Raw genomic sequence first — 13,171 nt, forward strand, 5'->3', positions numbered from 1 at the left:
GGTACAACCGCGTACGACCGGGGTGAAACAGCCCGCAATTCTGACCATCCCCGCCGTCGCTGTCAACGGATCCGGAGATCGATTTCGCCCGGTGCCGCGGTCAGACGTTGAAGCGGAAATGCAGGACGTCGCCTTCCTGGACCCGGTACTCCTTGCCCTCCAGGCGCATGCGCCCGGCCTCGCGCGCTCCGGCTTCGCCGCGGTAGCGCAGGAAGTCGTCGAAGGCGATGGTCTCGGCGCGGATGAAGCCCTTCTCGAAATCGGTGTGGATCACCGCGGCGGCCTGCGGCGCGGTGGCGCCGGCCTTGACCGTCCAGGCGCGGACCTCCTTCACGCCGGCGGTGAAGTAGGTCTGCAGGCCCAACAGGCGGTAGGCGGCACGGATCACGCGGTTCAGGCCCGGCTCGTCCAGGCCCAGGTCGGCCAGGAAGGTATCGCGATCCTCGTCGTCGAGCTGGGCCAGCTCCTCTTCGATCGCCGCCGACACGGGCACCACTTCGGCGCCTTCGGCCGCGGCACGGGCCCGCACGGCCTCCAGCAGCGGGTTGTCGTGGAATCCGTCCTCCAGGACGTTGGCCACGTACATGACCGGCTTGAGGGTCAGCAGGAACAGGTCCCGGACCAGCGCCCGCTCCTCGTCATCCAGGCCCAGGGCGCGGCCGGGCCTGCCCTCGCTCAGTCCGGCATGCAGCTTCTGCAGCACCGGCTTGCGCGCGATGGCGTCCTTCTCGCCGGCCTTGGCCGAGCGTTCGGCGCGGTTGAGCGCCTTCTCGACGCTGTCCAGGTCGGCAAGCGCGAGCTCGGTATCGATCGTATCGATGTCCGAGAGCGGATCGACCTTGCCGGCGACGTGGATGATGTCCGTGTGCTCGAAGCAGCGGACCACGTGCGAGATCGCGTCGACCTCGCGGATGTGCGCCAGGAACTTGTTGCCCAGGCCCTCGCCGCTGGCCGCACCGGCAACCAGGCCGGCGATGTCGACGAACTCGACCGCGGTGGCGATCACCTTCTCGGGCTTGACGATCTCGGCCAGCTGGCCCAGCCGCGGGTCCGGCACCGGCACCACGCCCACGTTCGGCTCGATCGTGCAGAACGGGAAGTTGGCGGCGGCGATACCCGCCTTTGTCAGCGCGTTGAAGAGGGTCGACTTGCCGACGTTGGGCAAGCCGACGATGCCGCATTTGATGCCCATGATTCTCTGTTGTCACCGCAGGAGATTGGGGGCTGGGCACCGGTCGACGCCGGATCCCAGCCCGCAGCCACCTAGGCCTTCGGGGTATGCAACCGCTTCATCGCCTCGTTGAAGTCGCCCGCCACCGCCAGCGGCAGGACCGCCAGGGCGTCGTCGATCGCACGATCGATCAGCACCGCGTCGTCCTTGCCCGGTCTGCCCAGCACCCAGCCCGTGACCCGGTCCTTGTGCCCCGGATGGCCGATGCCGATCCGCAGGCGATGGAACCGGCCATGCCCCAGGTGCTGCATCGTGTCGCGCAGGCCATTCTGGCCTCCGTGGCCACCATCGAACTTCAACCGCGCCGCGCCTGGCGCCAGGTCGAGTTCGTCGTGCGCCAGCAGCGCCTGTTCCGGCTCGATCTTCCAGTAGCGCAACGCCGCGGCCACCGACTTGCCCGACAGGTTCATGAAGGTCGCCGGCTTGAGCAGCCACACCGCGCGGCCGCCGATGTCGACCTTGGCGGTCTCGCCGAACAGCTTCGATTCCAGGCCAAAGCGCACGCCCGCCTGCTGCGCCAACGCGTCGGCAAAACGAAACCCGGCGTTGTGCCGGGTGTTCGCGTGTTCCGGACCGGGATTGCCCAGCCCGACGATGAGTCGAAGTTCCGCCATCGCAGCAGAGCCCACCGCGGTCCCGCCCGGCACGCCGGGCGGGACGCAGCGGCTTACTTCTTCTCTTCGCCGCCTTCGGCAGCCGGCTCTTCCTCGACGCGGGCGTGCTTGGCGATCACCACCGCCACGTCATGGTCGGTACCCAGCTTCAGTTGCGGGATCTCCACGCCGGCCGGCAGCTTCAACGCCGACAGGTGGATCACGTCGCCGACGGCCAGCTCAGACAGGTCGACCTCGATGGCTTCCGGCAGGTCCCTGGGCAGGCACGACACGTTGACTTCCGTCAGCTCGTGCATGATCACCACGCCGGCGGTCTTGCCGGCCGTGGACTTCTCGGCGTTGACGAAGTGCAGCTGCACGGCGGCGCGCAGGACTTCGTTCTCGTTCACGCGCAGGAAGTCCAGGTGCATGACCAGCTGCTTGTACGGGTGGCGCTGCATGTCACGCAGCAGCACGCGCTGCACGTCGCCATTGAGGCTCAGGTCCAGGATCGAGGAGTAGAACCACTCGTTCTGCTGGGCCAGCCACAGCTTCTCGTGGTCCAGTTGGATGTTGACCGGCTTGAGGTCGCCACCGTAGACGACGGCCGGAATCTTGCCATCGCGACGCAGGCGGCGGCTCGCACCCTTGCCCTCGTCCTCGCGACGTTCGACGTTGATCACATGAGTTGCCATTTCTCTTCACTCTTCAGTTGTAGGGAACGCCTCGTGGCGATTCCACTCAAGGGACCACCTCGCGGTGATCCGGGCGACTCGTCCGCGACCAGACGAGCCTTGCGGTCCCGGGGATCGGGAATCCGGAACCGGCTTTCCGGTTCCGCATTGCCGTCCCCCGGCGGCCGGCGCATGTCGCCGGCCGGGTGGCTGCGCCGACTCAGTCGACGTAGAGCGAGCTCACCGATTCGCCGAACGCGATGCGACGGATCGTCTCGGCCAGCAGCTCTGCCACGCTGACCTGCCGGATGCGGCCGCAGGCGCGTGCGGCCGGCGACAGCGGGATGGTGTCGGTAACCACCAGCTCGTCGAGCTGCGAGCCGGTGATGTTGTCCACCGCCGGCCCCGAGAGCACCGGGTGGGTGCAGTACGCGGCCACCTTGGTCGCGCCCTGCGCCTTCAGCGCCGCCGCCGCGGCGCACAGCGTCCCGGCGGTGTCGACGATGTCGTCCACCAGCACGCAGGTCTTGCCGGACACGTCACCGATGATGTTCATCACCGTGGACACGTTCGCGCGCGGGCGGCGCTTGTCGATGATCGCCAGGTCGGCGTCATCCAGGCGCTTGGCCACTGCGCGGGCGCGGACCACACCGCCCACGTCCGGCGAGACCACGATCAGGTTCTCGGTGCCGTAGGCGCGCCAGATGTCGGCCAGCAGCAGCGGCGAGGCGTACACGTTGTCGACCGGCACGTCGAAGAAGCCCTGGATCTGGTCGGCATGCAGATCCACGGTCAGGACCCGGTCCGTACCCACCGCGCTGAACATCTTGGCGGCGACCTTGGCCGTGATCGGCACGCGCGAAGAACGCAGGCGGCGATCCTGGCGCGAATAGCCGAAATACGGCACCACCGCGGTGACGCTGGCGGCGCTGGCGCGCTTGAGCGCGTCGATCAGCACCAGCAGTTCCATCAGGTTCTCGGCCGTCGGCGCGCAGGTCGGCTGGACCACGAACACTTCCTGGCGGCGCACGTTCTCCTCGATCTCCACCTGCACTTCGCCGTCGGAGAAAGTCGACACCAGCGCCTTGCCCGGACGCACGCCCAGCTCGCGGCAGATGCTGTTGGACAGCGCCTTGTTGGCGTTTCCGGAGAAGACAAGCAGGCTGCGTTCGTCTTGCATCTTGGTCATCCCGGCGGCGATTCGAACAAGGTGTGGAACATGGAGGAGGCGCGATGGACTGCGCTCCGTTCTTTCAATCCCCGCACCTGGAAGTGCGGTTTATTGCGAGGGACTCGCGTCCATGACTCGCAAGCATGGCAGGGGCGGCAGGATTCGAACCTGCGGATGCCGGGATCAAAACCCGGTGCCTTGGACCACTTGGCGACGCCCCTGTGTCATTCCACTACAGGCGCGCCATCGCGCCATGGAGCGGCGAATCCGACACGCCGGCAGCGACCCAGGCGCGCAACCGTCGCGGTAACCGCGCCAGTGCGTCCTGCGCCGCGTCCCGTTGGGCGAACTCGACGAAACAACCGCTGCCAGTACCGGTGAGGCGCGGCAGTCCGATCCGCGCCAGCTCGGCGAACACCGCCTCGACGGCCGGTTCGCGACGGCGCAGGACCGTCTCGAACGCATTGTCGAGGACCGTTCCGGCAGCGAAGTCCGCCATTTTCGCGGGCGGGGAATCCCGCGTCAAATCCGGGGACTGGAAAAGGGCCGCGGTGGGCACGTGGATACCGGGGTCCACCAGCACATACCAGGCCGGCGGCAGAGCGATCGATTCCAGCCTTTCACCGACCCCCTCGGCCCAGGCCGAGCGCCCCCGGACGAAGACCGGGACATCTGCGCCCAGCTGCAACCCCAGCGCCGCGAGCCGGTCCTCGCCCATGTCCAGGCCCCAGAGCCGGTCAAGGGCGCATAGGACAGTCGCCGCATCGGACGAGCCCCCACCGAACCCACCCCCTGCAGGGATATGCTTTTCGACGCTTATGTCGGCACCTTGCGTGCAGTTAGCCGCATCTTTAAGCAGGCTGGCTGCCCTGACCGCCAGATCGGCCGCATCTTCAACGCCCGGCAGGCGGTCTCCATGACGGACCACTCGGCCATCGTCGCGGCTGCGCAGAAAGATCCGGTCGCCCCAGTCGAGCAGCCGGAAGACGGTCTGCAGCTCGTGATAGCCGTCATTCCGGCGGCCGGTGATACGCAGGAACAGATTCAGCTTGGCCGGGGCCGGCCATTCACTCCAGCCGCCGTTCACGGCACTGCGTCCCAGCCATCCACGACCAGGCGAACGCGGGCACCCTCGCGACTGGCCTGCAGCCGCCGCGGCATCGCCGGCCAGCCGGCAGTGGCCGGAAGCCACTCCTGGTACTCGACGGTCCAGCCCTCGGCGACCACGCGCTGGAGGCGACCATCGGCGCCGAAGACCAGCTCGCCGGCGCCCGGGGAGGGCAGGCCACGCACCCACCAGGCCATCGACTCCAGCGGGATCTGCCAGCCGGTCGCCTCGCGCAGCAGCACCCCGGCATCCGGGCCGGAACGCGGGCCGCCTTCCAGGCCCTCCAGGGTTGCACCGCCAGGCTCACCCGACAGCTGCCAGCTCTGGCGGGTCACCGGGGCGCTGAGCGAGACCCGGTAGGCCATCCCCTGTTGCTGCCACTCCAGTCGGCCGCTGCCACCCTTGTCGGCCACATTGACCGCGATCCGGCCCTGCATCGCCCATTGCGGGATGGCCTCCAGTTGTTGCCTCCGCTGCTCCTGCATGGCCTGCGCCTGGCCGGCGTCGACCGCGGGCGGGAGAGGGCGCGGCGGCGCGGTCGTACAGCCGGCGAGCAGGATCGCGGCCAGCGCAAGGCCGGCCGGCTGGAGGCGCGGGATCACGGCGCAGGCTCCGTCGTCGACACAGGCACCGCCACCGGAGCCGGCAGGCCGAGCTTCTCCACGGCCCGCAGCAGCGAGCGGTTGTCCGGATCGAGCTTGCGCGACTCGTCGAAGTAGCGCTGTGCTTCTTCGCGCCGCCCCAGCACCCAGAGCAACTCGCCGACATGCGCCCCGATCTCGGGATCCTTGGCCAGGCCCCAGGCCCTGCGCAGCTCGACCAGCGCCTCCTCGTTGCGACCCAGCCGGTACAGCACCCAGCCGTAGCTGTCGACGATGGCGGCGTTGTCCGGTTCGGCGGTGCGTGCGCGGTCGATCAGCTCCAGCGCCTCCTGGTAGCGGTGGGTACGGTCGGCCAGGGTGTAGCCGAGCGCATTGAGCGCGGCCACGTTCTCCGGCTCGGCGACCAGCACCTTGCGCAGGTCGGCCTCGGCCCGGTCGATCCGATCCTGGCGCTCCCAGGCCAGCGCGCGCGCGTACAGCAGGGCGCCGTCGTCCGGGTAGGCCGCCAGGCCGCGGCCCAGGGCCTCGATCTCGCCCTCGATGCTGCCGGCGCGCTGCCGCAGTTCGCCCTCCAGCAGATAGGCGTTGCGACGCGCCTCGTCGTCGCTGCCGGCATCGTTCTGCAGGGCATGGGCCTCGGCGTACGCGTCGTCGGCACGCCCCATTTCGTACAGCGCCGCGGCGGTGCGGATCCGCGCCTCGGGACGCAACGGCCCGCCCGACACCCCGCGATACCAGTCCACGGCCTCGGCCGGGCGCTTGAGGAACTCGGCGATGCGCCCCAGCAGCATGCGGCGCGCCGGATCGGGCTGGCCGCCGTCGCCCGCCGACAGCTCGCCGTACATTGCCGCCAGTGCCTCGTTGTCCTCGCTGCGGGCCAGCAGCGACGCCCGGACCCCGTAGGTCTGGGTGTCCTGCGGCCCCCGCGACATGATCCTGGCGGCGGCATCGAAGTCACCCAGCGCCTCGTAGGCGACGGCGAGCATCGCGCGCACCTCCGGGTCGTGTTCCGCGCGCGGCTCGGCGACGCCCAGCATCGCCCGGGCCTGTTCGGTCTGCCCCGCCTGCTGCAGCTGGCCTGCGCGCAGCACCGCCACCCGCGGCTCGCCCGGGAAGCGCCGGACCATCTCGTCGACGATGCGTGCAGCCAGCTGCGGCTTGTCCAGGCGCAGCGACAGCCGGCCGAATTCCTGCCAGGCCACCAGTTCGTCCGGAATGACGCCATCGCCGACCAGCTGGCCCATCACCTTCGCCGTGACGTCGGGATCGCGTCCGCCGGCCAGTGCCACCAGCGCATACCGCCAGGCCCTGGGGTCGGACGCCTGCAGCAGCTGGACCAGCTCACGGCGCGCCTTGCGGGCCTGGCCTTCGCGCAGGGCCAACGAGGCACTTGCCGCGCGCAGCGCCAGCGAATCGGGCGCGCGCTGCCGCCACAGCTTCAGCGACTGCCCGGCGCGGACATCGTCGTTGGCCAGCATCGCGATGCGGGTCGCGCGTTCGGCCAGCAGGATGTCGCCTTCGGCCGCCTTGGCCGCCTCCAGGTACCAGCGCGCTGCGTCGGCCAGCTGCCCGGCCTGCAGGGCGTATTCGCCGGCCATCACCTGCTCCAGCGGAACCGGGTCGGGCGCCGGCCTGGCCGCGCACAGCGGGCTGGCGACCAGGGCCAGCGACAGCAGCCACGACAGGCGCTGGAGGGGACGCGGACGTCCCGATCGGGCGATGGAAATCTCTGATACGGGCATTGGCACCCACCGGGCCGTAAAATGGCGGCCCAAAGAAGCCAGCAGATTATCGCAAGCACCTGAACATGACGCTGTGGCTCCTCGGCCTCAACCACCAGACCGCGCCGGTCGACCTGCGCGAACGGGTAGCTTTTGCCGGCGATTCGCTGGGAACGGCCCTGGCTTCGCTGCGCGCCCTGCCCGAAGTCTCCGAAGCGGCCCTGCTCTCCACCTGCAACCGCACCGAGGTCTACGCGGTGGCCGCCGATGGCGAAGCCCTTGCCGGATGGCTGGATGGCCAGGCACAGGGCCTGGGTGCCTACCTCTACAGGCATCGCGACGCGGACGCCGTGCGCCACCTGTTCCGGGTGGCCACCGGCCTGGACTCGATGGTGCTGGGCGAACCGCAGATCCTGGGCCAGGTGAAGGACGCCTGGGTGCTGGCGCGCGAACACGGCGCCCTCGGCGGTCGCCTGGATCGCCTGTTCCAGCAGACCTTCGCCGTGGCCAAGCGTGCGCGCACCGACACCCGCATCGGCGTCAATCCGGTATCGGTCGCCTCCACCGCGGTGCGGCTGGCGCAGGACTCCTTCGCCAGCCTGCCCGATTCCACGGTGTTGCTGATCGGCGCCGGCGAGACCATCGAACTGGCGGCCCGGCATCTGGCCAAGGGCGGTGTGCGCCGCCTGCTCGTCGCCAACCGCACCCTCGCCCATGCCCAGGACCTGGCCAGCCGCCACGGCGGCTACGCCCTGCCCCTGGCCGAGCTGGACCGACACCTGGCCGAGGCCGACGTGGTGTTCTCGGCCACCGCCAGCCGCGAACCGGTGCTGCGCCAGGCCCAGGTCGAAGCGGCGCTGGCCGCGCGCCGGCGCAAGCCCGTGCTGTTGTTCGACCTGGCGGTGCCGCGCGACATCGAGCCACGCGTGGCGGCGCTGGCCGATGCCTACCTGTACACCGTCGACGACCTGGAACGCGCAGTCGAGGACAACCGGCGCGGGCGCCACGAAGCGGCCGAAGCCGCCGAGGCGATCATCGACCTGCAGGTCGCCCGCTACATGGAGACCCTGCATGCCGGCGGCCGCCAGGAGACGCTCAAGCGCCTGCGCTCGCTCGGTGACAGTACCCGCGACGAACTGCTGGCCCGTGCGCGCCAGCAGCTGGCCGGCGGTCGCGATACCGACGAGGTGCTGCAATTCCTCGCCCATACCCTGACCAACCGGCTGCTGCATCCGCCGACCGCCGCCTTGCGCGAAGCCGCGCTCAGCGGCGACCTGGAACTGGCGCGCGCAGCCGAACGCCTGTTCCCGGACAAGGCGCCCTACTCCCATTCCCCGATCCCCTCACCCGCCGCACCGCGACTGCCTGATGACCCCGAGCCTGCGCCGTAAGCTGGAAGCGCTGGCCGAGCGCCGCGAAGAACTCGAACGCCTGCTCGCCGACCCCGGCGTGCTGGCCGACAACGCGCGCTTCCGCGACCTGTCGCGCGAATTCGCCCAGCTCGAGCCGGTCGCCACGGCCCTGGCGGCCGAGGCGCGTGCCAAGGATGACCTGGCTGCGGCCGAGGCCATGCGAGGCGACCCGGAACTGGCGGAACTGGCCGAAGAGGAAATCGACAGCGCGCGCGCGCGGCTGCAGGCGCTGGATGCCGAGCTGGCCCTGCTGCTGGTGCCCAAGGACCCGCGCGACGACGGCAACCTGTTCCTGGAAGTGCGCGCCGGCACCGGCGGCGACGAAGCGGCGATCTTCGCCGGCGACCTGTTCCGCATGTACGCCCGCTATGCCGAGCGCCAGGGCTGGAAGGTCGAAGTGGAATCGGAAAACCCCGGCGAACACGGCGGGCACAAGGAAATCGTCGCGCGCCTGGTCGGCCGTGGCGCCTATTCCAAGCTGAAGTTCGAGTCCGGCACCCACCGCGTGCAGCGCGTGCCGGCGACGGAGTCTCAAGGCCGCATCCACACCTCGGCCGCCACGGTGGCGATCATCCCGGAGGCCGACGAGGTCGAGGAGATCGCGATCAACCCGGCCGACCTGAAGGTCGACACCTTCCGTTCGTCCGGCGCCGGTGGCCAGCACGTCAACAAGACCGATTCGGCGATCCGCATCACCCACCTGCCGACCGGCGTGGTGGTGGAAAGCCAGACCGAGCGCAGCCAGCACGCCAACCGCGACAAGGCGATGAAGCGGCTCAAGGCGCAGCTGCTCGACGCCGAGCGCAGCCGCCAGCAGGCCGCACAGGCCGAATCGCGCCGGCTGCAGGTCGGCAGCGGCGACCGCAGCCAGCGCATCCGCACCTACAATTTCCCGCAGGGCCGGATCACCGACCATCGCGTCGAAGGCCTGACCCTGTACGACCTGCCCAACATCCTCGAAGGCGAGCTCGATCCCCTGGTCGTGCGCCTGCAGCAGGAACACCAGGCCGACGAACTGGCGCGACTGACGGCCGAGTAAGACGGTATTCCCGTCATGGGCGGCACTCGGCAACGATGTGCCCTGCCCCAGCGGCAGGTGCGCAGCACGGACCCGCGTGGGTATAGGCTATGCGCATGACTGCCGAACGCGATTTCCTGCCCTTGAACATATGCGTGCTGACCGTCTCGGACACGCGCACCGCCGACAACGACACCTCCGGCGACTACCTCGCCCAGGCCCTGGCTGACGGCGGGCACCGCGTGCAGGCACGCACGCTGCTGCCCGATGACCGCTATCGCCTGCGCGCGCAGGTTTCGGCGTGGATCGCCGACCCGGCGGTGGATGGCATCCTGGTCACCGGCGGCACCGGCTTCACCGGCCGGGACTCCACGCCCGAAGCGCTGCTGCCGCTGCTGGACAAGGAAATGCCCGGCTTCGGCGAACTGTTCCGCGCGATCAGCGTCGAGGAGATCGGAACGTCCTCGTTGCAGTCGCGCGCCTTCGCCGGACTGGCCAACGCGACGTTCCTGTTCGCCCTGCCCGGTTCGACTTCGGCCTGCCGCACGGCGTGGGAGCGGATCATCCGCCACCAGCTCGACGCGCGGACCCAGCCCTGCAACCTGGCGACCCTGCGGCCGCGATTGCGCGAATAGATCACGGAGACCGGCATGGGCGACCACGGCAAGACGGGCCGGCGCAAGGCGGCAAAACCGCTGCGCAAGGGCGAGTACAAGGACCTGCTCGCGCCCTTGCAGCTTGAACTCGTACGCATGGCCGAATGGCTGCAGGCGACCGGCCTGCGCCTGGTCGTGCTGTTCGAGGGACGCGACACCGCCGGCAAAGGCGGCGCGATCAAGGCCCTCACCGAACACCTCAACCCGCGCCAATGCCGGATCGCCGCCCTGCCGCGCCCGACCGATCGCGAAGCCACGCAGTGGTATTTCCAGCGCTATGCCGCGCACCTGCCCGCTGCCGGCGAGATGACCCTGTTCGATCGCAGCTGGTACAACCGGGCCGGCGTGGAACGGGTCATGGGTTACTGCAGCCAATCCGAGCATGCCGCGTTCCTGCGCCAGGCGCCGCAGTTCGAACGGATGCTGGTCGACGACGGCATCGCGCTGTTCAAGTACTGGCTGTGCGTGGACCAGGCCGAACAGGAGCAGCGTTTCGCCGAGCGCCATGCCGACCCGCTCAAGGGCTGGAAGCTGTCGCCGGTCGACCTGGAGGCGCGGCACCGCTATGCCGACTACACCCGTGCGCGCGAGGAGATGCTCGCCGCCACCCACACCGCCCATGCGCCCTGGACGCTGGTCGATTTCAACGACCAGCGCGTGGGCCGCCTGACCCTGCTGCGCGACCTGCTCGACCGGCTGCCCGACGTGGACGTTCCCAGCGACCTGCCCGTGCTGGAACCTTTGCGTGGCAAGGCTCGGCGCGAGCGCTACGGGGTGCTTGAACCGATCGCGCCGTATCCTTCGCGCGCGGAAGACTGACCTCAGCCGGTCGCGAATCCCGGCGGCACCACTGCCGCTTCCGGTGCCGGCAACGCCTGCAGTGCGTCGACCCGCGCCTGCGGCGGCCCGCGCCGCAACCACGCCTCCAGCTGGTCCAGCGCTTCGGTCGCGCCGCTGGCGATCACCTCGACCTGCCCGTCGGCCAGGTTGACCGCGCTGCCATCCAGACCCAGCCGCAGGGCTTCCACGCGGGTCGAGGCACGGAAGAAAACGCCCTGCACCCGCCCGGACACGCGCCAGCGCCGCGCGATCCGGACCGGCGCGCTCATTCCAGGCTGCCGCCGCCCGCTTCGACCGTGGTTTCGATGTCGTACGCGGTCACCGGGCCGAGGAAATGGCGGGCGACCTTGCCGTCGGGTGCAAGCAGGTAGGTGGTGGGTAGGCCGCGTGGCGTGGCGAAATCCTGCGGCGGGCTCATCGGATCGAGGATCACGATCGGATAGGACACCGGATGCTCCTTCAGGAACGCGCGCATGTCCTCCACGCTGATGTCCTCGTAGGCCAGGCCTACCACTTCGATCTGCTCGCGCATGGTATGCAGCGCGGCCAGTTCGGGCATTTCCTTCAGGCACGGCCCGCACCAGGTCGCCCAGAAATTCACCACCACCCAGCGCCCCCGGTGCGCGGCCAGGTCGTACAGCGCGCCATCCACCGCGGTGGCGGCGAAGCGCGGGACGTCGGCCGTGCGCTCCACCACGCCAGGCTGTGCCACGGGCGGCAGGGCGGCATCGGCCGCCGGCGCTGCGGCGCTCGCCGGTGGCGTGGCCGGCGGCGCGGGGGTCTGTTCCGGGCGGCAGGCGGACAACGCCAGCAACGCGGGCAGCAGGAGAAGGGATACGCGCATGCTCAGGTCCGTTCCGGGTTCGTGGGATAAAGGTCGCCGACGCGGCGCTTGAGTGCATCGCGCAGCGGCAGTCGCAGGTCGTCGAGCACAGCGTGAACCGCTGCGCCCAGCTCGTCGTCGCGGCAGGGCAGCCAGGCCTCGTCGATCGGCACCCGCAGCTGGCAGGCCTCGTACAGGTCGGCCAGGGTGATGCTGTCCAGGTCGCGCGCGAGCAGCCACTCGCCGCGCTCGTCGCGGCGGACCAGCTTGATCGCATCGAGCCGGCACAGGAATTCCTGCAGCAGCGAGTCGGTGAGCATCGGCTCCAGCGCGAGCATCTCGTTGGTGTGCAACCCTCGCGCCTCGCGGCGGGCCTGCTGGAAACGACCGATCAGGCGCAGCAGCGCATAACCCTCGTAACCCTGCGGCAGGCGCATCGAGGCCGGCTGGTAGCGGAACGCGGCCATCGAGGACGCCAGTGATGCACCGAGCAGGATCGCCACCCAGCCAAGGAAGATCCACAGCATCAGGATCGGGATGAAGGCCATCGCGCCGTACAGGTTCTGGTAGCCGTCGAAGCTGCCCAGGTACAGGCCGAGTGCGGCTTTCACGCTCTCCAGCAACACCACCGCCAGCACCGCGCCGGCAATGGCATGGCGCCACTTGACCGTGTGATGCGGCACGACCCGGTAGGCGAGCATCACCACCGCCAGCTCGATCAGGATCGGCGCCATGCCCAGGCTGAAGTTGGCCAGCCACTGGCCCTGCGGCGTCTCGACGAACAGCTTCATGGCAAAGAAGCGCGCCGAGATCGACAGCGAGGCGGCGGCGAGCAGCGCACCCAGGGTCATCACCGTCCAGTACACCAGGTAGCGCGACAGGCGCGGCCGCGCGCTCGCCACGCGCCAGATCCGGTTGAAGGTCGACTCCACGCTGTTGAGCGTGACCAGCAGCGAGATCACCAGGGCCACGGTACCGGCGGCGGTGAGCTTCTGGGTGTGCTCGGAGAGCGTTGCGAGCTGGTCCCGGATCGAGTCTGCCGCGGCAGGAATGAAATTGGAGAGCACGTACTCGACGAGCTTGCCACTGAGGTCCTGGAACGCCGGGAACGCCGAGAGCACCCCCAGCACCACCACCGCCAGCGGCACCAGCGCGAACGCGGTGGTATAGGCCAGCGAGCCGGCGGCTTGGAACAGGTTGTCGTCGAGGAAGCGGCGCCACAGGAAGCGGGCGAAGGTCGTAGCGCGCGCGCGGTCACCCACGCGTTCGCGCCAGCGGTCGATGATCTGCGCGATGCCCATTGCGGCAAGCCTACCCGATGC

14 protein-coding genes and 1 tRNA gene are annotated in these 13,171 nt (G+C 69.6%); 4 read left to right on the plus strand and 11 right to left on the minus strand.

The features are described from left to right. Positions 1-100: 100 nt before the first annotated feature. The 8 genes from ychF to MNQ95_RS02715 all read right to left on the minus strand — a co-directional run bounded on the left by ychF (position 101) and on the right by MNQ95_RS02715 (position 7,121). On the minus strand, positions 101-1,192 hold the full coding sequence (gene ychF, locus MNQ95_RS02680; protein WP_162411250.1) for a redox-regulated ATPase YchF: 1,092 nt from the start codon (positions 1,190-1,192) through the stop codon (positions 101-103). Between the two features lie 71 nt (positions 1,193-1,263). Beyond that, positions 1,264-1,845: an aminoacyl-tRNA hydrolase gene (pth, locus tag MNQ95_RS02685; protein ID WP_241953717.1), complete on the minus strand. Its 582-nt coding sequence runs from the start codon at positions 1,843-1,845 to the stop codon at positions 1,264-1,266. A gap of 53 nt (positions 1,846-1,898) precedes the next feature. Beyond that, the gene (locus MNQ95_RS02690) at positions 1,899-2,519 is read right to left on the minus strand and encodes a 50S ribosomal protein L25/general stress protein Ctc (protein WP_241953718.1); all 621 of its coding nucleotides are present in this window, start codon (positions 2,517-2,519) and stop codon (positions 1,899-1,901) included. Between the two features lie 199 nt (positions 2,520-2,718). Then, entirely contained in the window at positions 2,719-3,678 is a 960-nt protein-coding gene (locus tag MNQ95_RS02695) for a ribose-phosphate diphosphokinase (protein ID WP_162411258.1), read from the minus strand. Positions 3,679-3,813: 135 nt separating this feature from the next. Then, positions 3,814-3,890, minus strand: a tRNA-Gln gene (locus MNQ95_RS02700). An 11-nt stretch (positions 3,891-3,901) separates the two neighbouring features. Continuing rightward, complete coding sequence (gene ispE / locus MNQ95_RS02705) at positions 3,902-4,756, minus strand: 4-(cytidine 5'-diphospho)-2-C-methyl-D-erythritol kinase (RefSeq protein WP_238390412.1); 855 nt, start codon at positions 4,754-4,756, stop codon at positions 3,902-3,904. Further along, positions 4,753-5,379 (minus strand): lipoprotein insertase outer membrane protein LolB, encoded by a 627-nt coding sequence (gene lolB, locus MNQ95_RS02710; protein WP_241953719.1) that lies wholly within the window; start codon positions 5,377-5,379, stop codon positions 4,753-4,755. The genes ispE and lolB overlap by 4 nt, the downstream gene beginning before the upstream one ends. Continuing rightward, positions 5,376-7,121, minus strand: coding sequence for a tetratricopeptide repeat protein (locus MNQ95_RS02715; RefSeq protein WP_162411246.1), 1,746 nt, complete (start codon positions 7,119-7,121; stop codon positions 5,376-5,378). Before MNQ95_RS02715 ends, lolB begins: the two co-directional genes overlap by 4 nt. 65 nt (positions 7,122-7,186) lie before the next feature. On the opposite strand from MNQ95_RS02715, the gene hemA reads away from it, so the two are divergent. The 4 genes from hemA to ppk2 all read left to right on the plus strand — a co-directional run bounded on the left by hemA (position 7,187) and on the right by ppk2 (position 11,005). Continuing rightward, positions 7,187-8,491 carry a glutamyl-tRNA reductase gene (gene hemA, locus MNQ95_RS02720; RefSeq protein ID WP_241953720.1) on the plus strand — a complete coding sequence of 435 codons (1,305 nt, stop codon included), beginning with the start codon at positions 7,187-7,189 and terminating at the stop codon, positions 8,489-8,491. Then, a complete protein-coding gene (gene prfA / locus MNQ95_RS02725) occupies positions 8,469-9,551 on the plus strand; it encodes a peptide chain release factor 1 (RefSeq protein ID WP_241953721.1) in 1,083 nt (360 codons plus the stop codon). Before hemA ends, prfA begins: the two co-directional genes overlap by 23 nt. Before the next feature lie 95 nt (positions 9,552-9,646). Next, positions 9,647-10,165, plus strand: a complete 519-nt coding sequence (moaB, locus tag MNQ95_RS02730; protein WP_162411243.1) for a molybdenum cofactor biosynthesis protein B — start codon at positions 9,647-9,649, stop codon at positions 10,163-10,165. A gap of 15 nt (positions 10,166-10,180) precedes the next feature. Then, a complete protein-coding gene (ppk2, locus tag MNQ95_RS02735; RefSeq protein WP_241953722.1) occupies positions 10,181-11,005 on the plus strand; it encodes a polyphosphate kinase 2 in 825 nt (274 codons plus the stop codon). Positions 11,006-11,007: 2 nt separating this feature from the next. Here ppk2 and MNQ95_RS02740 read toward each other — a convergent pair whose 3' ends face one another. The 3 genes from MNQ95_RS02740 to MNQ95_RS02750 are packed head-to-tail and all read right to left on the minus strand — an operon-like array spanning position 11,008 to position 13,150. Further along, positions 11,008-11,295, minus strand: coding sequence for an acylphosphatase (locus MNQ95_RS02740; protein WP_162411241.1), 288 nt, complete (start codon positions 11,293-11,295; stop codon positions 11,008-11,010). Then, on the minus strand, positions 11,292-11,870 hold the full coding sequence (locus MNQ95_RS02745) for a TlpA family protein disulfide reductase (RefSeq protein WP_241953723.1): 579 nt from the start codon (positions 11,868-11,870) through the stop codon (positions 11,292-11,294). The genes MNQ95_RS02740 and MNQ95_RS02745 overlap by 4 nt, the downstream gene beginning before the upstream one ends. Positions 11,871-11,872: 2 nt before the next feature. Next, on the minus strand, positions 11,873-13,150 hold the full coding sequence (locus tag MNQ95_RS02750; protein ID WP_162411239.1) for a YihY family inner membrane protein: 1,278 nt from the start codon (positions 13,148-13,150) through the stop codon (positions 11,873-11,875). Positions 13,151-13,171 lie beyond the last annotated feature (21 nt).

It is taken from the genome of Pseudoxanthomonas daejeonensis (assembly GCF_022637495.1).
Lineage (GTDB): Bacteria > Pseudomonadota > Gammaproteobacteria > Xanthomonadales > Xanthomonadaceae > Pseudoxanthomonas > Pseudoxanthomonas daejeonensis.